Source organism: Leptolyngbya sp. KIOST-1 (assembly GCF_000763385.1).
Classification (GTDB): domain Bacteria; phylum Cyanobacteriota; class Cyanobacteriia; order Phormidesmidales; family Phormidesmidaceae; genus Nodosilinea.
This window is the reverse complement of sequence record NZ_JQFA01000002.1, coordinates 3,379,855-3,399,232: the sequence shown is the minus strand read 5'-3', so window position 1 is coordinate 3,399,232 and position 19,378 is coordinate 3,379,855. Positions and strand designations below refer to the sequence as shown.

Genomic DNA, 19,378 nt, shown 5'->3' with positions numbered 1-19,378 from the left:
CGCTGCTCTGCCCAACCGATGGCTGTCTGTGGGGGGCAGAGGGCGTCTGCCAAAACCAAATTCAGCCGCAGATGGTTTTAGACGGGACCGCTGGACTTACAGCTTATTGGAGAAATCGCCTGAGTTGCGGCGACCTTCACGGTAGCGCTCCAGGCGCTGCATGGCCATCTGCAAACTCATCTGCATGCGGTTAAACGCCTCGGCCAGCTGGCCCACCTCGTCCTTGGACTTGACCGTGAAATCGGCCCCAGGCTTGCCCATACTGGCAGCTTCGGCGGCCAGGGCCATCCGGTTGAGGGGACGCACAACGTAGCGCTTAAGCCAGAGGTTGACCATCACGATCGCCAGGGAAAAGGCCATTACAAAAATGCCCAGGATCAGCAGCAGGGACTGACGCGCACTTCTCAGCACCTTAGCCGCCGGCACCGAAATCATCTGCGCCCCCACAATTTCATTCAGACTCCAGCCAAAGCCATTGCTGGAACCGTAGCGCTCGATCAGGCTGGCGGGGGCGACGGCAGGGGTGCTGTGGCACTCCAAACAGCTGGCCTGGGTAATCTTAATCGGGCGGGCAATGTAGTAAAGGTCACCTGCTGGCGTGGGTCGAAAGCCGCTGGTTTGCTGGACTGCGCTCTGCTGTTTAAATTGCTCGACCAGCTGGGCCTCAAAGCCATCGGCCTTATCTCTCAGGTTAGTGGGGTTGAGGGTGGCTTCTTTGTAAAAGAAATCGGCATAGATGGGGTTACTGCGGAAGGTTTCAAATACTTCACGGGCGGAATAGGCGGGCACCGTTTCGGGCAAAAATTCGGTACTGAGCCGATCGACCAGCTGGGGATTGATGTGATTGGTGGTGTAATCCCGCACTGAGTTCATCGTTTCCATCAGCATCAGGGCTTTGGTGGTCAGCTGCGCCTGGGAGTTGTGATTGAGCACAGAGGACAGAGCGACACTGCTGGCCACGATACCGCCCAAAAATACGAGCAGCAGCAGCAGGGTAAATTTTTGGCCAAGTTGCAGGTTGTCAAGCTTCAGCATAGGGCGGCAGGTGTGGTGTGTTCCGTCATCAAATACACCCGTAGTTGGCCTGTTTCCGGAGATAGCGCACGTATCGCTACGCTTTGCAACACTCATCGGTCATATTTTTCCAGCTGTAGCATCGCGGCCCAAGATCAGAAGGTAACATCTGCTACACCTAGAGTAGCAACAGGTCCGCTTGTCCCGGATTGGGTAAATTCAGACCCATTGTTCCCAAATGGCCGGGTCCACTGTCCCTATTGCCCAACTATTTTTGACTCAGCCCCCAAAGGGCTCCCCGGCAAAGGCATGAACGGCTCTGGCCGGGATGAAAAAGCCCTGCACCAAAATTCAGCGGCAGGGCGAACCGAGGTTTGACCAGCGATAAAACCTGTAGTCTGGCAATCCTCAATTTGTCGGTCGGATGACGCGCCAGCAGAATCCAATCAGGGTTGTTGCTGTTGGGTGAAAGGCAGGGTTCACCCAACCTCCGAGAGCCCAAATTTTTGGGCTTGACGCTGCCCTAGATAAAACTACTTGCCGCCGTAGAAATAGGCGATCTCTTTGTCTTTGAGAGGGGCAAAGTCGGCGGCAGCCAGCATGGCGTTCAGCTCATCCTGGGAAAAATGCTTGGCCCCAATTCGCACAATCCGCGATCGCATGGAGTTGGAGACACCGCTGCGCTGCCGCCCGGCTTCTTTCGCCATTACCTGGTGGTAGAGGTCGAGCTTGGCAGGGGGAATGGGGGTGCCGTCGAGATCGATGCCGGCTGCGATCGCGGCATCAACGGCATCGGCCCCGGTGGTGGGAGTCTGAGACATGGCGGTTTCTGCTAGGTGAATCGTCTCAAGATCCTACCAGACCGCGATCCCCGTCGTCAGGACGGAACCGCCGCAACCGGCTGATGGCCCTCAATTTCTTTGACCACGCGGGTTTTGCTGGCCCGCAGGTGCTGGGTGATGGCGCTGACGGCCACCTCCGAGTTGCGGCTGAGGATGGCCTCGTAGATCTGGCGGTGCTCCAGGCGAATATCGAGCACGTTGGGGTTTTGCTGGAGGGTCTGGATCCGCAGCAGGGCCATGGCGTCAAACAGTGAATCGAGCAGCGACACCAGCCGCCGATTGCCCGAGCTTTCGGCAATCAGGTGGTGAAACTGGTAGTCCACGTTGAGCAGCCCTTCGGGGGAGAGGCTGCCGTGGCTGTTGGCGGTGGCCCCCTCGGCCTGGGCCACGCAGAGGGCAATTGCCTCCAGCTGCTCCGCTGTGGCGTGGGTACAGGCCCCGGCCACCGCCAGGGCCTCCAGGGCCAGCCGACAGTCGTAGAGTTCTTCGGCATCGGCGGCAGTAATGGTGGTCACCCGCAGCCCGCCGCTGACATCGGCGGTAACCAGCCCGTCCTGCTGGAGCTGGCGCAGCGCCTCGCGCAGGGGGGTGCGGCTCACCTGCAGCCACTCGGCCAACTGGGTTTCAACCAGGCGATCGCCTGGGGAGAGGTCGCCGGTCAAAATCGCCGAACGCAGCGCGTGGTACACCTGCTCGTAGAGCGACTTGCTGCGGTTGATGATCGGTGAAGAGGATAGAATCACAGGGGGTTTAACCTCTGGCGCAGGTGGAACACTGGCCGATGAGACAGCCGTGACGCCCATGGCGGCCACAACAGCAATACTTCCTAATCATACAAAGTTGGCCCTTAAAGAGGGTTGAGAAAGTTCTCAAGGGGCAGAAATCTTGCTACAAAGTCGCGATAACTAAAGAATGGCTCAACTTCAGCTTTGCGTAGCGGCGGGAGCTTAGTATTTTTAGCGGTGAGAATAGGTTTTCCTTGAGCTGTGGGCAAGCAGGGGTTGAGTAGTGGCAAGTAGGGAAGGTAAATGGCTGTGGCACGGCCTGTGGCTTGCCGTGGCGATCGCGGTGCTGGTCTGGCCTGGGTTGGGGTTGTGGTCTGGGCAATCTGAGGTGGTGGCGATCGATGGCGCCCTGCTGACCGACACCGGGGCCGCGTGGCGATCGCGCCTGGCCCCTCACCAGCACCTGGTGATCGTTCAAGACGAACTGGCCCCCATCACCCGTGCCCTGGAGCGCTACCATCCCCAGGCTCTACACTTGGTCAGCCACGGCAGCCCCGGCCAGATCCTGCTGGGAAATGCCACTCTGAACACAGCCAGTCTAAACGCCTATCGTCAGGAGTTGACGACCTGGCACAACGCCCTGCCAGCGGGGGCCGATCTACTGCTCTACGGCTGTGAGCTCGGCCAGGGACAGGAGGGGCAAGCCTTTCTACAGCAGCTGCAGCGCCTGACCGGGGCGGATGTGGCCGCCTCCACCACCCCCACGGGTAACCCCGAACAGGGAGGCGACTGGCGGCTGGAACGCCGTCTCGGCCCTATCGAGACTCCGGTGCCCTGGGTCACGGCACCGCTGGTTGGGGTGCTGCGGCAGATCACGGTGACCTCCACGGGCGATCGCGGTCCCGGCAGCCTGCGGGAAGCCCTGGACATCGCCAACCAAACCCCCGAAGACGACCTGGTCTCCCTGGCCGCCGTCAGCGGCACCATTGCCCTGGAGAGCACTCTGCCCGCCATTCGCAGCGGCCTGTTTCTGGTGGGTGATGGCGACGACATTCTCAGCGGCCAGCGGTTCCACCGGGTGCTGGTGGTCGAGGCGGGGGATGTCACCCTGCGTGACCTGACCGTGGCCGACGGGCTGGCAGCGGGCGACAACGGGCTGGCGGGAGCCGGAGGCAGCGCCGGCCTGGGGGGTGGACTGCTGATCAAAGGCGGCAAGGTGACCCTGACCAACATGCACTTTGTCGATAACCAGGCGGTGGGGGGCAGCAGCATACCCCGCCAGGAACCCGAAAATACGGCAATTCGGCTGGAAAAGCAAAAATATACCCTGAATCGGGGCGCGATCGCGGGGGTCAACGGCATTGGCATTCACCAGACTGACACCCTGCCATCTTCCCCCAAGGGCCTCACTATCGACACCGTAGACGATCGCATCAACGCCAATCGGGGCGCGATGGCGGGGATCAACGGCATTGGCGTCGGCGGCATTGGCACCATCGCCTTTGCGGGGGGCGGCGGCTTTGGCGGGCTGGGCAATGCGGGCAACGGCGGCAACGGTGGCAACGGCGGGGCGGAGGGGGGCAATGGCGGCAACGGTGGCGACGGCGGCAACGGCGGTATCGGCATTTTTGGCGGCAGCAACCCGGCGGGTGACCTGGGCACCATGGGCGTGGCCAGCTTTAGCGGCGGCGGCGGCCTGGGCGGCGTGGGCAACGCGGGCAACGGCGGGCGCGGCGGCTTCCTGGGACGGTTACACTTATTCTTTGCCATCAGACATTGAATCCAGCTGCTGACGCTGAACTTTAAACCGCTCAATTCTGGCTTGAATATCCTGAGCAGTGTCTTGAATGGCTTGTATATCAGATTCGAGTAAGTAAGGAGTAAGAATCGTGAAAATAGGCTCTAGCTCAACTGAAAACTTTAACAACAATTGAGTAATATCATTTTCGTAGAGACTGACTCGGCTAAAGTCGCCCTGACGATACAGTGACGGCAAAGCGTAAAATTTGAGTATGATGAGGCCCTCAACAGTCGCACAACGAATCGTGCGGTTCCCAAACTGCTGTTTTACCGCGTACTGTTGATTGACCAACTCAAACAGCTTATTCTTCGTCAGCAATACATCGACCTGCAAAGCACCAAAATTACCGCGAATAAAGTCTCGATTCTCTTCTACGATCGCCAGTTCAGGCAAGTTATCCAGTGCCTGCTTTGAGAAAATAAAATCAATATCCTGAGTGTTGCGGCCTTCTATATAGCTGAGCATGGCAATGCCGCCGACTAGCAGGTACTCAATCTGGCGAGATTCTAGCGTGACGAATAAGGTATCAACCGCCGCTAGAAGATCGCCTGTCCTCATTCTGCCACCCCAGTTTTTGACATCGAATACCAGTCCATTGCGGATGATGTCTGCGATTGTGCTAGTCATCGATACATTCTCTCAGCCTTAGGACTCGTTCGCGGGCATTCTTTTTAACACCTACCTGTTAACACCTACCTGGAGCTTACTTAAACCAACCAGCGCCATAAACTTGAACAGGCAATTGAATTAGTTATCAGCTTATTATCTCTCATTAGTAGGCCGGATCCGCAAGGTTACTCTCCAGGCCAGCCGGGCATCGGTGGCTTCGGCGGCGGCGACGCGGCGGTAGGGCAGGGCGGCGGCGGCGGCGGCCTGGGCGGCGCGATCTTTCTCCAGGCGGGGCGGCTGATTTTGCACAACACCGTGTTTGAGGGCAACAGCGCCACGGCGGGCGCAGGGGCGAACCCCGGCATGGGCAAAGGCGGCGCAATTTTCGTGCCCGATGCCGAGACGCTCCAGGCAGCCTATTCCCAAGCTGGGGGCGATCGCGGTCTGCACCTGTTGCCCCAGGCCCGCGCCCTGGGCCGACTTCCCACCTTCATTGACAACTACGCCACCGATGCCGCCGCCTCGGCCACCGACAACCCCGACTGGTACGGCGTAATCAGCCACAGCGCCGGGGTGAACTGAAGACAGTCTGCGTTCTTGGACCGCCATTTTCACGGGTGCTTTTCCGGGCTGCCGGGGGTTGAGCGCCGGGGCTGGTGGCGTAAGCTAGGAATAGTTAAGCAACGTAACGGATCGCTATGCAAACTCTGCGTCAGTTGTTTTTTGGCCTGCTGCTGGTCGCCGCCCTGGGGCTAATGTGGGATGCCCTCCCCTTCTACGCCACCGCCGACTCCATGCCCGAGTCGCCTGGGCAGGCGAGCGACCCAAACCTGGCCACCGCCACCTTTGCGGGGGGCTGCTTCTGGTGCATGGAAGGCCCCTTTGACCACCTGGACGGCGTGGTCTCCACCACCTCCGGCTATACCGGCGGCACCAAAGTTGACCCCACCTACGCCGAAGTCTCTGGCGGAGGCACCGGCCACGTGGAGGCGGTGCAGGTAGTCTACGACCCCAGCAAAGTCAGCTACGACAGGCTGCTGGAGGTCTTTTGGCAGAATGTGGATCCGGTAGATAGCCGGGGTCAGTTTTGCGATAAAGGCAGCCAGTACACCTCGCGCATCTTTGTCCACACCGACGAGCAGCAGGCCCTGGCGGAGGAGTCTAAGACCACCCTCAGCGTCCTCAAGCAGTTCCAGAAAACCCCCATCGTCACCGCGATCGAGCCCGCCCAAACCTTCTACCCGGCCGAAGACTACCACCAGGACTACTACCTCAAGCACCCGCTGCGGTACAAGTACTACCGCACGGCCTGCGGGCGCGATCGCCGCCTGGCCGAAGTTTGGGGCAGTGGGGAGTAGGCGAGTGGATGGGTGGATGGGTGGATGACTAAAGCCGGAAACCTAAAATCCAAAACATACACCGACTACCGTGCAAGGATTTCTGAACTTCTACAAGCCCCAGGGCATGAGTTCCCACGACTGCGTGGGGGCGGTGCGACGGCTGACGGGCATTAAAAAAGTGGGCCACGGTGGCACGCTGGATCCCTTAGCTGAGGGCGTGCTGCCGATCGCCGTGGGTCGCGCCACGCGGCTGCTGCCCTACCTGCCCGAGGGCAAGGCCTACCGGGCGATCGTTCGCTTTGGCCTCACCACCACCACCGATGACCTGGAAGGCGAAGTTCTGACCCAGCAGGCCGCCGATCGCCTTACCGTAGACGACATCACCGCCTGTCTACCCGAGTTTGAAGGGGCGATCGCCCAGGTTCCGCCAGCCTTTAGCGCCATTCAGGTGCAGGGGCAGCGGCTCTACGACCTGGCCCGCAAGGGGCGAGCCGTCACCCCACCGTCCCGTAAGGTTGTGATTCACAGCCTCAGGGTGCAGCACTGGCAGCCGGGGGCACAGCCGGAGCTAACGCTCGATATAGATTGCGGCCCCGGCACCTACATTCGCTCGATCGCGCGGGATTTGGGCGATCGCCTCGGCACCGGAGCCACCCTGGCCCACCTCACCCGCACCCGCAGCGGCGGCTTCAGCGCCGAGCACAGCCTGACGCCACAAGAGGTGACAGATTTAGTCGAAAAGCAGGCGCTGGAGCTGGTGACCCCAGCAGTGGCATTGGGGCATCTGCCTGCGATCGCCCTTTCCCCAGAGGTGGCCCGCCGCTGGCAGCAGGGACAGAAGTTTCCACCCCCGGAGACAATTTTGCCCCACACGCCCTACCGCGTCCTCAGCGACGCCAGCGGGGACTTTTTAGGCATCGCCCAGCTCGAAGACCGCGACGAAGGCCCCATTCTCAAAGCCAAGATGGTGCTGTAGGTGGGTAGGGGCTCGTCATCACCCTCGTCCAAATCATTCTCTGACTGAAGGCCAAAGCGATTGCATTGGGCGAATGGCATTCGCCCCTACCCACCTACCCATTCACCCGCCTACCCATACACCCATCTACTCCTTCGGCACCCACACCGAAACCGACCCCGCCTGGCAGCTAAACTCGGCCCAGCCTTCGTCATTGGTGGTGACGGGCTCGCTGATGTGCTCGGTGATGTCGTAGTAGGTGCAGTTGGGCTGGCCCACCTCCATCCACTTATGGCCGTCCTCACCGTTGGTGAGCACCACCGCCATCCCACCGGGGTTGGCTTCGGTGCCGAGGCGGGTCCAGCCGATGGTGCTGGGGTGGTCAAAGTAGTCGTACTGGTCGCCAAAGGCGTAGGTGCGGCGGGCATACAAAAACTTGTCAATCAGCCACTGGTGGCTGTCGAGCCAGATTTCGTACTCGCCGCCATCGTTGCCCGTGTCTTTGTAGTGAGCGCCGTAGTAGTCGGCGTAGAAGATACAGGGGTAGCCATCTTGACGCAGCAAAATCAGCGCGTAGGCCAGGGGCTTGAACCAGGGTTCCACCACCGATTCGAGCGATTGCAGCGGCTGGGAATCGTGGTTGTCCACCAGGGTGACGGCGAGGGCGGGCTGCTGCTGCACCAGGGTGTTGTCGAAAATGGTGGTGAGGTCGTAGTCGCCCCCGGCTTTGCTGGCTTCGCAGAAGTTGTAGTGCAGTGGGGCATCGAACAGGTGCACATCGCCCCCGGTGACATCGATGAAATGGTGCAGCGCCTCGATCTCGTAGGACCAGTACTCGCCCACCGCAAACAGCCTGCGCCCAGCATGGCGACGACAGTGGTTCAGCCACTGGGGAAAAAAGCCCGCCCGCACGTGCTTCACCGCATCAAATCGAAAGCCATCGACGTCAACGGTATCGACATACCATGCGCCCCAATCCTGGAGAGCATGGCGCACCTCCTCCGATTCCATGTCGAGGTCGCAGCCCATCAGGTAGTCAAAGGCCCCTTTTTCGAGGTCTACATGTTCATCAAACTGTTTGCCTTTGAACAGGTAAACCGCGTCGTAGGCAGGGTCGTTTTCGTCGTAGTCGACGGCGTCAAAATGCCACCAGTGCCACTCCATGTCGGAATATTTGCCCTGGCGACCGGGGAATTTAAAGTGTGTCCAAACCTTGACCATCCGGTTTTCGCCAATTTGCTCGTGGCGGTTGTCGTGGCTCATGGGGGTAGCTTCGACCTCTTCGAGGGCATCGGCCCCCATCATGTGGTTAAAGACCACGTCGGCGTAGACGCGAACCCCGACTGCTTTGGCCGCCTTGACCGCCTGAATGTACTCGTCTTTGGTGCCGTACTTGGTGCGAACACTGCCCTTTTGGTCAAATTCGCCCAGGTCGTACAGGTCGTAAACGCTGTAACCTACGTCCAAGCCGCCAGCGGTGCCTTTATAGGCGGGCGGCAGCCAGACGGCAGTAATGCCGACCTCGGCCAGGTCTTTGACATTTTTAGCGAACTCGTTCCACAGGTTGCCGTCAGGTTCAATGTACCAATGAAAATACTGCATCATCACGCCGTTAGGCTCTGACATACCCGTAGAATCCTTTTAGGAAAATAATGGTGATTCCGGGATTATGGCAGGTTCTCTCATTTTTTTCGGTCTACCTTGCGGCATATTTCGAGGTAAGTAGAGGGGTTACTGCCCACCATCAAACCCCCGTTCTCCCACATCTAATCCAAAATCCGATTTGGTAAAACCCCAATTCATAAACTTATTCGTAAGCGTCCCTCATCGAACTTTCTAAGCTAGAGAGAGAGGCTGACCATGAGCCTCCAGAGAGTCCTCCTGCTCGGGCTCAAATTGAGGAAGTAAAGATGGCGCGGGCCGGTTCAACCGAGCGGCGGCACAGGTTTGACTGAGGAAGGCCAAGACATTGCGATGCTGAGCCTTCAAGGAGGTGACCACCGTCAGCATGCGCGAGACAAACTGACTTCCTCCATGAGACTGGGAGCCAAAACTGGTGCGCCGCCAGATCACCGCTGGACGCAACGCCCGCTCAGCAGCATTGTTGGTCGGCTCCACCCCTGGGGTCTGCACAAACGTCCAAAGGGCGGGTTCTACCTGTAAGAGTTGCTGGCAGGTGCGGATGGTTTTAGCTAGCGGCGTCTTTTCGCCCGGTCAACGCCCTGCTGAGCTTTGGCTACACGCTGCTGTTTAACAATGTGCTCAGTCTGTTGCACCTGGAGGGGCTCAACCCCTACCTAGGCAACCTGCACCGAAATGATCGCCACGAAGCCCACCTGGCCTTTGACCTGATGGAAGAATTTCGCTCGCCCATCGTCGATACGCTGGTGCTGACGCTGCTAAACCAGCAGGTGCTCAAGCCCGATGCCTTTCTACCGCCCAAGGCCAACGGAGCCGTCTACCTCACCGACGACGCCCGCCGCCGCTACCTGCAAGCCTTTGAAGACCGCATCATGACCACCCTCCACCACCCCGATGCCCGCGACCCAGTCCCCTACTTCCATAGCGCCCAGCGCTCTTGTAACTTGGTATTAAAGGCCGTAACCCTATGGGGCAGAGAGTTTGCTGGTTCTTCAGCAAGAGTTGCTGCAATGCTTACCTGACCCAGCCCCCGTGAGGCGGAGCCGCCCAGCCGAATGCGGTCGCCATTGCCCTGAATAAACGCCAACAGTTGCTCAGCCAGCGCATCGTCATTCACCAAAATGGTGCTGCGGTAGACCGAGGGCACTGGCTGCTGTTTTCCCTGGGTTTCATTCAACACCTCCAGGCTGTAGAGAATTTCATCTTGGGCGGTGGCCCGTTGGCGGTTGATGCCTACCCGTGTCAACAGGCGCTTGTTAACCGAGTGGGTAGCGTGGGAGGTGCCCGATTTGCTGTAGAAACCGCTAAAGGGTTCTACGCGATTGCCCGTTATGTCATTAGGTTCATAAAACAAGCCATGCTCTTTAGCGCAGTAGCTGTCGATGAGCGAGTCAAACACGCCTGCTTTGCCGGGCTTGAAGCCACCGTCAGTTTTAGAACTCAGCGCCGTGACGGGCAAGACAGAGATGGCTTCGGCTCTAAGTTCGTAGGTATCGTACAAACTTGCAGATGCATACAGAGTGCTTGAAATATATTTGTCTCCATTGGTTAGATCAACAACTATTTGTGATCGATTATAAAACTTCAACTTTTCGCTCAGAATTCTAGGGATTGCTTGGTGTAGTTCATTCCTTTCTACCAGCGTTGACTCAATAGAAACACTATCTATATAATGTCTTACTATCTCATTGCGCTCTCCCTCAATAGAATTACCGTAACCGTCCCAGGAATTTAACGAAGGCTTAGGGATTTTGGGCTAGGAGTCCCGGTAAGGTGAAGCGATGAGCGACGAGATCGAGATAGCTGGAATCACCTCATGGACGGCTCGACAATCTTCGGCGGGATATAGTTTTCGAGCTTCGCGAGGAGCAGTTTTCCCGCTCTGCTCTCGCGGGGCTTTCTTGCCTTTCCCTTTGGCTTTAACACCTTTGCCAAAGCCATCCGTTGACGGTGGTTTTGATGAATTCTGTGAATTCTGATTGACTTTCTCTTCCAACGCCATCAGCCGCTCACTCAGAACCCGCACTAACATTTGGATGCTAGCGGGGGTCGCTTCCCAGTCGGCCCTCGGAACTCGGATTCCAGCTATCTCGATCTCGTCGCTCATCGCTTCACCTTACCGGGACTCCTAGCCCAAAATCCCTAAGCCTTCGTTAAATTCCTGGGACGGTTACACTTATTCTTTGCCATCAGACATTGAATCCAGCTGCTGACGCTGAACTTTAAACCGCTCAATTCTGGCTTGAATATCCTGAGCAGTGTCTTGAATGGCTTGTATATCAGATTCGAGTAAGTAAGGAGTAAGAATCGTGAAAATAGGCTCTAGCTCAACTGAAAACTTTAACAACAATTGAGTAATATCATTTTCGTAGAGACTGACTCGGCTAAAGTCGCCCTGACGATACAGTGACGGCAAAGCGTAAAATTTGAGTATGATGAGGCCCTCAACAGTCGCACAACGAATCGTGCGGTTCCCAAACTGCTGTTTTACCGCGTACTGTTGATTGACCAACTCAAACAGCTTATTCTTCGTCAGCAATACATCGACCTGCAAAGCACCAAAATTACCGCGAATAAAGTCTCGATTCTCTTCTACGATCGCCAGTTCAGGCAAGTTATCCAGTGCCTGCTTTGAGAAAATAAAATCAATATCCTGAGTGTTGCGGCCTTCTATATAGCTGAGCATGGCAATGCCGCCGACTAGCAGGTACTCAATCTGGCGAGATTCTAGCGTGACGAATAAGGTATCAACCGCCGCTAGAAGATCGCCTGTCCTCATTCTGCCACCCCAGTTTTTGACATCGAATACCAGTCCATTGCGGATGATGTCTGCGATTGTGCTAGTCATCGATACATTCTCTCAGCCTTAGGACTCGTTCGCGGGCATTCTTTTTAACACCTACCTGTTAACACCTACCTGGAGCTTACTTAAACCAACCAGCGCCATAAACTTGAACAGGCAATTGAATTAGTTATCAGCTTATTATCTCTCATTAGTAGGCCGGATCCGCAAGGTTACTCCTCCGTCGGTTCACCTGTGAGGCGGCGGGGGATGCGATCGCACCCCTCCAGCGTTTCAATCGGCTCCCCACTGGCGGCCCCCAGCTCCTTGAACTTGCGGGTCGTCACCAGCACCCGACTCTCCAGGCAGCCTGCCGTCTGGTTAAACGCTTTCACCGAGGCATCGAGCCCCCGCCGCAGCTTCACCATATGGCTGGTGAGCACGGCCATGCGATCGTACAGTTCGCGGCCCAGGGCGCTGACCATCTGGGCATTTTCGGCCATTTTTTCGTGCCGCCAGCCGTAGGCGATCGCTTTCAGCAGCGCAATCAGCGTAGTGGGTGTAGCCAAAATCACGCTCTGGCTGACGCCGTACTCGATCAGTTGGGGGTCGTGCTCCAGGGCGGCACTAAAGAAGGTTTCCCCCGGTAAGAACAGCACCGCAAACTCCGGCGAGTCATCGAACTGATCCCAGTAGGCCTTGGCCCCCAGTTGGGTGAGGTGGGTGCGCACCTGGCGGGCGTGGGCGACGAGGCGATCGCGCCGGGCTCCCTCATCGGTGGCTTCCAGCGACTCCAGATACCCCTGCAACGGCGCTTTTGAGTCAACAATAATCTGCCGTCCATTGGGCAGCTTGATCACCATGTCGGGACGCAGCCGCCCACCCTCGGCCTCCACCGTGGGCTGCTCCACAAAGTCGCAGTATTCGATCATGCCCGCCATTTCGACCACGCGGCGCAGCTGCATTTCGCCCCAGCGCCCCCGCACCTGGGGTGCCCGCAGCGCCTTGACCAGGTTGGCGGTTTCGCCCTGGAGCTGGTTCTGGCTGATGGCCAGGGATTTGACCTGCTCGGTGAGGCTGGCGTAGGCCGACACGCGATCGCGCTCCAGGGCTTGCAGCTTGCCGTCCACCTTGTCCAGCGCCTCTCGCAGCGGGCTGACCAGCGAGTCGATCGCCTGCTGCCGCAGATGCAGGCTGCCCTCCGCCTGGGTCTGAAAGCTCGACAGCGTGGCCTGGGCCAGCTCCAGAAACGACTGGTTGTTGCGCTGCAGGGCATCGGCAGACAGCGCCTGGAAGGTGTGGGCCAGCCGCTGCTGGGCCTGGTCGAGCAGGGCGACTTTTTCCTGGGTAGCGCTGTGGGCGTGGGCCAGCTGGGTTTGCAGCTCGGCCAGTTTGGCCCGCAGCAGAGAATTTTCCTGCTGGGTTTGGGCCAGGTGGCTGGCGCGATCGCCCAGCATTTTCTCCAGTTCCCCTAGGCGGCTCAGCTGGGCCTCGGCGGTGGCGCGGCGAGCCGCTTCGTCGCGCAGCTCGTGGCGGCTGTAGTCGAGCTGGGCCTGCATATCGCGCTGCCCAGCCCGCAGCTCCTCGATGTGCTGGTCCTGGTGGCGCAGTCGCTCGATCAGACTGGCGCGATCGCCCGCCATCTCGGCCCTGGTACGCTCCCGCACGGTTTGCAGGCGGCTGGCTAGCAGCAGCGCCGTTACCCCCGCCCCAAGCACCAGCCCTACAGTAATGCCGCCTAAAATAATGCCGATCGTCACTGGCCTCCCCTTTCTTCTAGACTAGCCCCCGCCCCACCCATCCCAATTAGTCAAAAGCCTAATCCCTGGGATGCTGGGGTACACGTATACTACAGCAGTCCACCCCTTACCCATCCACCCCTTACCCATCCATCCCTTCACCCATGCCCACCCCCACCCCCCTCAAAATCCACCCCGCCACCCCCGCCGATATCCCTGCCCTGGTAAACCTGATCAAAGCCCTGGCCGACTACGAAAAGCTGGCCCACGAAGTCACCGGTAAACCAGAGGACCTGGAGCAGGCGCTGTTTGGCCCCCGTCCCTACGCCGAGGCTGTCCTCGCCTGGATCGAGGACACCCCCGTGGGCATGGCCCTGTTTTTCCACAACTTTTCCACTTTTTTAATGCAGCCAGGAATCTACCTGGAAGACCTGTTCGTACAGCCCGACTACCGGGGCCAGGGCATCGGTAAAGCCCTGCTGCGACACGTGGGCAACCTGGCTCTTGAACGGGGCTGCGGCCGCTTTGAGTGGAGTGTGCTCGATTGGAATGCCCCCGCGATCGCGTTTTACCAGAGCATGGGCGCTGAGATTAAGCCCGAGTGGCAGATCTGCCGGGTGACGGGGGAGGCGCTGGCGGCGTTTGGGGAAATGTAGGGAGTAGGCGAGGGCGCGAGTGGATGAGTGGATGAGTGGATGAGTGGATGGGCAGGGAAGGCCGGGGAAATGAGTGGGGTGGATATATGGCTAGTACCCTGAGGCATAAGTCAGCCAACCATTCCTGACACCTGACACCTGACACCCGAGACCTGACATCCTCAGAAACGGTGGCCATATTTCTGCCAGGCAGTACTAGGCTGAGATTGTGAGTGGCCTTCACCCATCCACCCTCCTACCCTCCTACCCTCCTACCCATCCACCCTCCTACCATCCACCCCACTTACCCATTTCCTAGATATGATTCTGGCCAGAGCGTCTAAGCATGCGGTTCCATATGGCACAGATTTTTATCTCAGCGGGTCACGGGGGGTTTGAAGATGGGGTGGTAGACCCTGGGATTGTGCTGCCGGGAACCACTGAGGCGGCGGAGATGATCCAGATTCGCGATCTGGTGGTGGCTGAGCTCAGGTCGCGCAGCTTTGCCGTGCTGTCTGTGCCCGACGACCTCAGTGCCGCCCAAACCCTGGCCTGGATCAATGCCCGCTGCCGGCCTGGGGATGTGGCCCTGGAGATCCATGCCGGAGCCTTTAGCGATCCGTCAGTGCGGGGGGCATCGGTGTTTTACATTGCCAGAAACGAGGTGCGCCGCACCCACGCCGAACTGCTGCTGCTGGCCCTGGTGCGGCGGGTGCCCTCGCTGCCTAGCCGGGGTGTGAGGCCCGACACCGAGTCACCCACGGGGATGCTGCCCTTCTGTCGTAACCTGGGCTGCCCCTCGCTGCTGATGGAGGTGGGCTACCTGAGCAACCCCCAGGATCTGGCGATTATTCAGCGACAGCGGCGCGACGTAGCCCTGGGCATTGCCGACGGGCTGGCCTCTTGGAGTCGGGCGGTGGGCAGCGACATTCCAACCACCCCAGGGACTAACCTGCCGGAGATTAGAATTAACCTCAACGGCGGCATTTACCCAGAGACCGGCATCATAGTCAACAACAATTCCTATATCCCCATTGATATTGCCGATCTGCTGGGAATCAATGCAGCCACCTCCCCCAATATCACCCGCATTCGCTACGCCAATGTGGTGTACATCAAAGCGGTGGATCTGCAAACCTACAACGTGTCGGTGGGGTGGGACGCGGCCACGCGCACCCTGCGGCTGCGATCGCGCACGGGCATGCAGTTTTGCCCCGGTGCCATGGACCGCATTATGGGCATTGGCAGCACCACCGAGACTCAGCTGAGGTTGTTTCTGCAAAGCGTTAACCCGTCCGCCGTCAATACCTATGGCGATTTGCCCAAACTCTACCGCGAAGAGGCAGCGGTCGAGGGAGCCAACCACGACATTGCCTTTTGCCAAATGCTGGTCGAAACCAATTCCCTCAACTTTGGCGGCAGCCTCAACCCGGCCCAAAACAACTTTGGCGGCATTGGTTCCCCCACGGGCGGCATGGAGGGAGCCTCGTTCCCCAGTGCGCGAGTGGGAGTCCGGGCCCAGATTCAGCACCTTAAAGCCTACGCCAGCCTCGACCCGCTGGTGCAGCGTCAGGTCGATCCGCGCTTTCAGTTTGTGGTGCGAGGGGTCGCCCCCCTGGTCGATCAGCTCAGCGGGCGCTGGAGCGCTGACCCCGAGTATGGTCGCAAAATCTTGGCCTTTTTGCGGCGGCTTTACGACTCGGTGCTGCCCCCCTAGGCCGGCTTTAGGGCCACTTTAAAAGCTGGCTCAGGGAAAGCAACTTGGGAACAGCGGCACAGTCATGGGGGTATGGATCCTGATGTTCTGGATTTGGGCATCGATGATACCGTTGACTTGCGGGTATTCAGCAGCTAATTGATGCCAGCCCCTGGAACAGGCCGATTGTTCAATTCGTTTCTCACCCAACGATGACTCTACTTCGTCAACCTCTCGTCCCTGGGCTGCTGGTCAGCCGTGCCCTCCTGCTGCTGCGGTTGGGGCTCAAGCACAGCCTCAGCCTGTCAATCCTGTGGTGGCTGATCGCGCTGCCAGCCCTGGCGGTCGAAATGCGGGTAGCCGTAGGCGATCGCCTCAACCAGGCCGTAGTCGGCAGCTCCACCCCAGCAATCATCAAAAACGGCGCGGGTCAGGGGGTGGGCCAAATTCCCCAGGGACGAGCGATCACTATTACGCCCTCGGGGAGTGGGCTGCGGCTGGCGGACTGGCAGGGGCAGGCGTTTTGGGTAGAGCCTACGGTTGGTGGTTACGTCTTCATCAACGACAAATGGTACCGGGGCCGGGTGCTGGTCGTGCCCATGGAGGGCAGAGTAACGGCCATCAATTGGGTGGATATCGAAGCGTACCTCTACGGGGTGGTCGGCAGTGAAATGCCCGCCAGCTGGCCCCAGGAAGCGCTCAAGGCCCAGGCGGTGGCGGCCCGGTCCTACGCACTGTATCGGCGCGATCGCACTCAAAACGACCTGTTCGATGTGGGCAGCACTACGGCCCACCAGGTCTACAAGGGGCTGGCAGGCGAAGCCGCTTCGGTGCAGGCGGCGGTGAACGCCACCCGGGGTCAGGTGCTCACCCACGGAGGCCGCATCGTTGAGGCGGTGTTCCACTCCTCCTCCGGCGGTCACACCGAAAATTCTGAAGACATCTGGCAGCGCCCCAGCCCCTACCTGCGCGGCGTCGCCGACTTCGACCAGGAGGCACCCGTGTTTCGCTGGTCGGAAACATTCTCGGCCCAGCAATTGGCCCAGCGGATTACCGGCATTGGCCACCTGCAAAGCGTCGCCACCGAACGCACCACCCCCCGGGGCCGAGTGGTCTCCATTCGCCTCCAGGGGACCCAGGGCAGCCGCACCCTCACCGGCCCCGAACTGCGCCAGGCCCTCGGCCTCCGCAGCACTCTGGTTTCGTTCAACATAGCCGGTGACTCCATCCGCATCGATGGCCGGGGCTTCGGCCACGGTCTGGGGATGAGTCAGTGGGGAGCGCGGGGACTGGCCCTGCGCGGCCACAACCACCAGCAAATTTTGACCCACTATTACCAGGGCACCGCCCTCGCCAACGCCCGCGTGGCTCAGCTCTCCGAGCCGCAGCGTCCCCTGGGTCCAGGGCCCCTGGTGGTGCTTCAACCCAGGGCCGCTTTTTCAATTCAAGGGCTATAGTTGCGATCGTCCTGCCCGATGTGCCACTTTCTATGTCTGCCCGGACGTATAGCTCAGTTGGTTAGAGCACCACGTTGACATCGTGGGGGTAGTAATCTCTTAGATGCTTGAGAATGAAGCGTTTCAGGTTTTGTACAGCGACTAGCGTATCTCAGTTGCATCTCTAAAGCGCCTCTCTTTAATAAATCCTCATCTCCTCTCCCGTTTGCTCGGCAGGGGAGTTTGACGCGAAAGTATTAATTTGATAAAGATCAATATTTCTGCCCTGATCCATCAGAACCGTTTGGGAAGACTTGAGTATAAGCACTCGCTTGACTCAGTATGCTCAAACTCCCATTGGTTCTTGGTACTGCTTTGGTTTGTATTTGGGGCAGTGTTAGCCCTGCCTATACGCAAGTCAATTATCAGCGCCAGCTCTCTCAATACACTACCCATTCCCAAGGAATAGATTATTTAACGATTGGGCGAAATATTAGAGGCCTCTACGAAAATCCTACAACTTATAGGTGGCCAGATGGAGCAAGGGGGGTTTTCGGAGACGATGGTTCTGTCGTCAGAATCACAAAGCAAACAGCCGCCGATGGCAACGTCCTTTACTATATGCGATTAAATCAAGAATCTAGAATCCTCAGATATAACGCTACACGGGATTCAATGGGTTATACCGATGTGTGGTCTTATTCAATTGGTCACAACTATCTAAAAGCCAGAGTAACAGTGCTGACTGATTTTGGTCGATACCTAAATGAACCACAGATTATCAATGTAGAAACTAATGAAATGTATCCGGCTTTTCGGACACTACTAAATTTCTGATTATTACCACTTTGTGGAGAAAAATATATGTTGAAAACTTTAATGGGTAGTGCGATCGCAACTACGTTCTTAGCCACTCTCGCGATCGCTGCTCCGGTTCAGGCACAGAGCTTTGAGCCTTATCCAGTTGATGGGTGCCCCGGTATCATCATTAACTATATCTGCCACGATCGCATTGATGGCAATCCATCACTATATTCCATACCCAGCGGATACCAAGGTCGTATCGGACTCGGCGGCGTTAGGCTTGGAGTTAATAGCAATATATTCTTTGCTATCGATTTAGAGACTGAACAAATTGTTGGCTATGTTTATGTTAATGATGATGCCCGAATGATTCCTAACCCCAGTGGTATGCCAAATATAAATAATCCTAGATTGATGCGACAGTTAGTTCCTGAGACGGTTGCCATCTTGAATGAATTAGTGCTCTATTAGTAGAGCTAGTCCCTCCCTGACAGATAAAAACCCCTCAGGTGTTGCGAGCGTATTCTGAGGGGTTTCTACTTATAGTCTGCTTCAATTGGAAATGTAAATTTTACACTATAGCGACTTTCATTCGAGTTAGGTGTAGTGTGAAACCTATAACCTTTTGAGTAGCCATATACATACGATCGCAATAATCAGTATTGATATATTGATTACAAGAGCTAAGGAAACCCACCTTGCCTCTTGCTCCTAGAAAATGACACTTTCACCTAAATCCCTCTCCGAAGCTTCAAAACATAGAGAGGGATTTTTGTTTGACTAGCGATATACGGCAATCCTATTTGATTTGTGAAATAAGCATCCTGGCCAGACAGAGCTTTTAGTTCTCCTTCTCTTCAGTAATCATGGCAGATCGCTATAGCGGATAGGTCTGTTCATCGGATCGTCGGGCAACCCTAGATAAACAAACTGTCGCCTCCCTTGGTACGTCTATACCAGTCACAGCCAGCCACGCAATGCTTGTACGGACACCGACTCCTTGGGAGAACGCTTGCCAGCCATATCTCTTATTGCTCTCCTGAAATGCCTGTTTTCTCAGCTTCCAACACTTACTCCAGCAATTTCGCCAACCGCCCTGCCTGGAAAAGGTTGCGATCGCCCTGCCCGATATGCTACTTTCTATGTCTGCCCGGACGTATAGCTCAGTTGGTTAGAGCACCACGTTGACATCGTGGGGGTCACTGGTTCGAGTCCAGTTACGTCCATCCCCTGAAAAGCGTACGTTTTAAAGCATTTAGCGATTGAACGCTGGGTACGATCGCATCCATGAAGGTCTTTGGGCTTACCACATTAAACGAAGTCATGAAGGTTTGAGCGCCTCGACAGGGACAGAGTGAA

Annotated in this window: 18 protein-coding genes, 1 tRNA gene and 2 pseudogenes; 10 read left to right on the top strand and 11 right to left on the bottom strand. The window is 57.6% G+C overall.

Features of this window, described 5'->3' with window-relative positions; genetic code table 11:
- Positions 1 to 96: 96 nt before the first annotated feature.
- The 3 genes from NF78_RS14995 to NF78_RS14985 all read right to left on the bottom strand — a co-directional run bounded on the left by NF78_RS14995 (position 97) and on the right by NF78_RS14985 (position 2,599).
- On the bottom strand, positions 97 to 1,035 hold the full coding sequence (locus tag NF78_RS14995; protein WP_035987565.1) for a DUF3365 domain-containing protein: 939 nt from the start codon (positions 1,033 to 1,035) through the stop codon (positions 97 to 99).
- Between the two features lie 512 nt (positions 1,036 to 1,547).
- Positions 1,548 to 1,835 (bottom strand): DUF4090 family protein, encoded by a 288-nt coding sequence (locus NF78_RS14990; RefSeq protein WP_035987051.1) that lies wholly within the window; start codon positions 1,833 to 1,835, stop codon positions 1,548 to 1,550.
- Between the two features lie 56 nt (positions 1,836 to 1,891).
- The gene (locus NF78_RS14985) at positions 1,892 to 2,599 is read right to left on the bottom strand and encodes a GntR family transcriptional regulator (protein WP_035987564.1); all 708 of its coding nucleotides are present in this window, start codon (positions 2,597 to 2,599) and stop codon (positions 1,892 to 1,894) included.
- Between the two features lie 265 nt (positions 2,600 to 2,864).
- On the opposite strand from NF78_RS14985, the gene NF78_RS14980 reads away from it, so the two are divergent.
- Positions 2,865 to 4,361 (top strand): DUF4347 domain-containing protein, encoded by a 1,497-nt coding sequence (locus NF78_RS14980; protein WP_081972639.1) that lies wholly within the window; start codon positions 2,865 to 2,867, stop codon positions 4,359 to 4,361.
- On the opposite strand, the gene NF78_RS14975 is transcribed toward NF78_RS14980, so the two are convergent.
- Both NF78_RS14975 and NF78_RS31200 read right to left on the bottom strand, forming a co-directional pair.
- Positions 4,338 to 5,009, bottom strand: a complete 672-nt coding sequence (locus NF78_RS14975) for a hypothetical protein (RefSeq protein ID WP_035987547.1) — start codon at positions 5,007 to 5,009, stop codon at positions 4,338 to 4,340. The two genes, NF78_RS14980 and NF78_RS14975, sit on opposite strands and share 24 nt — an antisense overlap.
- 135 nt (positions 5,010 to 5,144) lie before the next feature.
- The gene (locus NF78_RS31200; RefSeq protein WP_156119777.1) at positions 5,145 to 5,300 is read right to left on the bottom strand and encodes a hypothetical protein; all 156 of its coding nucleotides are present in this window, start codon (positions 5,298 to 5,300) and stop codon (positions 5,145 to 5,147) included.
- On the opposite strand from NF78_RS31200, the gene NF78_RS14970 reads away from it, so the two are divergent.
- The 3 genes from NF78_RS14970 to truB all read left to right on the top strand — a co-directional run bounded on the left by NF78_RS14970 (position 5,295) and on the right by truB (position 7,307).
- Positions 5,295 to 5,573, top strand: coding sequence for a hypothetical protein (locus tag NF78_RS14970; RefSeq protein WP_035987560.1), 279 nt, complete (start codon positions 5,295 to 5,297; stop codon positions 5,571 to 5,573). The two genes, NF78_RS31200 and NF78_RS14970, sit on opposite strands and share 6 nt — an antisense overlap.
- Positions 5,574 to 5,689: 116 nt before the next feature.
- A complete protein-coding gene (msrA, locus tag NF78_RS14965) occupies positions 5,690 to 6,349 on the top strand; it encodes a peptide-methionine (S)-S-oxide reductase MsrA (RefSeq protein ID WP_081972638.1) in 660 nt (219 codons plus the stop codon).
- A 70-nt stretch (positions 6,350 to 6,419) separates the two neighbouring features.
- Positions 6,420 to 7,307, top strand: coding sequence for a tRNA pseudouridine(55) synthase TruB (gene truB / locus NF78_RS14960; RefSeq protein WP_035987557.1), 888 nt, complete (start codon positions 6,420 to 6,422; stop codon positions 7,305 to 7,307).
- A 126-nt stretch (positions 7,308 to 7,433) separates the two neighbouring features.
- Here truB and NF78_RS14955 read toward each other — a convergent pair whose 3' ends face one another.
- Both NF78_RS14955 and NF78_RS29540 read right to left on the bottom strand, forming a co-directional pair.
- Positions 7,434 to 8,912, bottom strand: coding sequence for an alpha-amylase (locus tag NF78_RS14955; protein WP_035987554.1), 1,479 nt, complete (start codon positions 8,910 to 8,912; stop codon positions 7,434 to 7,436).
- 210 nt (positions 8,913 to 9,122) lie between these two features.
- Positions 9,123 to 9,500: pseudogene (locus NF78_RS29540) on the bottom strand (IS66 family transposase); the annotation flags it as partial.
- 44 nt (positions 9,501 to 9,544) lie between these two features.
- On the opposite strand from NF78_RS29540, the gene cas1 reads away from it, so the two are divergent.
- A complete protein-coding gene (cas1, locus tag NF78_RS14950) occupies positions 9,545 to 9,949 on the top strand; it encodes a CRISPR-associated endonuclease Cas1 (protein ID WP_052050520.1) in 405 nt (134 codons plus the stop codon).
- Here the strand turns inward: cas1 and NF78_RS31195 are convergent.
- The 4 genes and pseudogenes from NF78_RS31195 to rmuC form a co-directional block, all read right to left on the bottom strand.
- Positions 9,841 to 10,428, bottom strand: a complete 588-nt coding sequence (locus NF78_RS31195; RefSeq protein ID WP_156119776.1) for an RAMP superfamily CRISPR-associated protein — start codon at positions 10,426 to 10,428, stop codon at positions 9,841 to 9,843. The two genes, cas1 and NF78_RS31195, sit on opposite strands and share 109 nt — an antisense overlap.
- A gap of 366 nt (positions 10,429 to 10,794) precedes the next feature.
- Positions 10,795 to 10,959: pseudogene (locus NF78_RS32445) on the bottom strand (DUF6444 domain-containing protein); the annotation flags it as partial.
- Positions 10,960 to 11,103: 144 nt separating this feature from the next.
- On the bottom strand, positions 11,104 to 11,775 hold the full coding sequence (locus tag NF78_RS14935) for a hypothetical protein (protein WP_035987547.1): 672 nt from the start codon (positions 11,773 to 11,775) through the stop codon (positions 11,104 to 11,106).
- Between the two features lie 167 nt (positions 11,776 to 11,942).
- A complete protein-coding gene (rmuC, locus tag NF78_RS14930) occupies positions 11,943 to 13,469 on the bottom strand; it encodes a DNA recombination protein RmuC (RefSeq protein ID WP_052050518.1) in 1,527 nt (508 codons plus the stop codon).
- A gap of 143 nt (positions 13,470 to 13,612) precedes the next feature.
- Between rmuC and NF78_RS14925 the strand changes: the two genes are divergently transcribed.
- From NF78_RS14925 to NF78_RS14905, 5 genes are all read left to right on the top strand, one after another.
- Positions 13,613 to 14,104 (top strand): GNAT family N-acetyltransferase, encoded by a 492-nt coding sequence (locus NF78_RS14925; RefSeq protein ID WP_035987544.1) that lies wholly within the window; start codon positions 13,613 to 13,615, stop codon positions 14,102 to 14,104.
- A gap of 337 nt (positions 14,105 to 14,441) precedes the next feature.
- A complete protein-coding gene (locus NF78_RS14920; RefSeq protein WP_035987542.1) occupies positions 14,442 to 15,800 on the top strand; it encodes an N-acetylmuramoyl-L-alanine amidase in 1,359 nt (452 codons plus the stop codon).
- Between the two features lie 191 nt (positions 15,801 to 15,991).
- A complete protein-coding gene (locus NF78_RS14915; protein ID WP_052050516.1) occupies positions 15,992 to 17,236 on the top strand; it encodes a SpoIID/LytB domain-containing protein in 1,245 nt (414 codons plus the stop codon).
- Positions 17,237 to 18,079: 843 nt separating this feature from the next.
- Complete coding sequence (locus NF78_RS31190) at positions 18,080 to 18,490, top strand: hypothetical protein (protein ID WP_156119775.1); 411 nt, start codon at positions 18,080 to 18,082, stop codon at positions 18,488 to 18,490.
- Positions 18,491 to 19,171: 681 nt separating this feature from the next.
- Positions 19,172 to 19,245: transfer RNA gene (locus tag NF78_RS14905), tRNA-Val, on the top strand.
- Positions 19,246 to 19,378 lie beyond the last annotated feature (133 nt).

What these genes read in the sequence shown, in the direction of transcription:
- NF78_RS14955 (WP_035987554.1), bottom strand. Translation starts at nt 8,912, where the DNA reads ATGTCAGAGCCTAACGGCGTGATGATGCAGTATTTTCATTGGTACATT.
- NF78_RS14915 (WP_052050516.1), top strand. Translation starts at nt 15,992, where the DNA reads ATGACTCTACTTCGTCAACCTCTCGTCCCTGGGCTGCTGGTCAGCCGT.
- NF78_RS31190 (WP_156119775.1), top strand. Translation starts at nt 18,080, where the DNA reads ATGTTGAAAACTTTAATGGGTAGTGCGATCGCAACTACGTTCTTAGCC.
- NF78_RS14935 (WP_035987547.1), bottom strand. Translation starts at nt 11,775, where the DNA reads ATGACTAGCACAATCGCAGACATCATCCGCAATGGACTGGTATTCGAT.
- msrA (WP_081972638.1), top strand. Translation starts at nt 5,690, where the DNA reads ATGCAAACTCTGCGTCAGTTGTTTTTTGGCCTGCTGCTGGTCGCCGCC.
- NF78_RS14925 (WP_035987544.1), top strand. Translation starts at nt 13,613, where the DNA reads ATGCCCACCCCCACCCCCCTCAAAATCCACCCCGCCACCCCCGCCGAT.
- NF78_RS14975 (WP_035987547.1), bottom strand. Translation starts at nt 5,009, where the DNA reads ATGACTAGCACAATCGCAGACATCATCCGCAATGGACTGGTATTCGAT.
- NF78_RS14920 (WP_035987542.1), top strand. Translation starts at nt 14,442, where the DNA reads ATGGCACAGATTTTTATCTCAGCGGGTCACGGGGGGTTTGAAGATGGG.
- NF78_RS14990 (WP_035987051.1), bottom strand. Translation starts at nt 1,835, where the DNA reads ATGTCTCAGACTCCCACCACCGGGGCCGATGCCGTTGATGCCGCGATC.
- NF78_RS14995 (WP_035987565.1), bottom strand. Translation starts at nt 1,035, where the DNA reads ATGCTGAAGCTTGACAACCTGCAACTTGGCCAAAAATTTACCCTGCTG.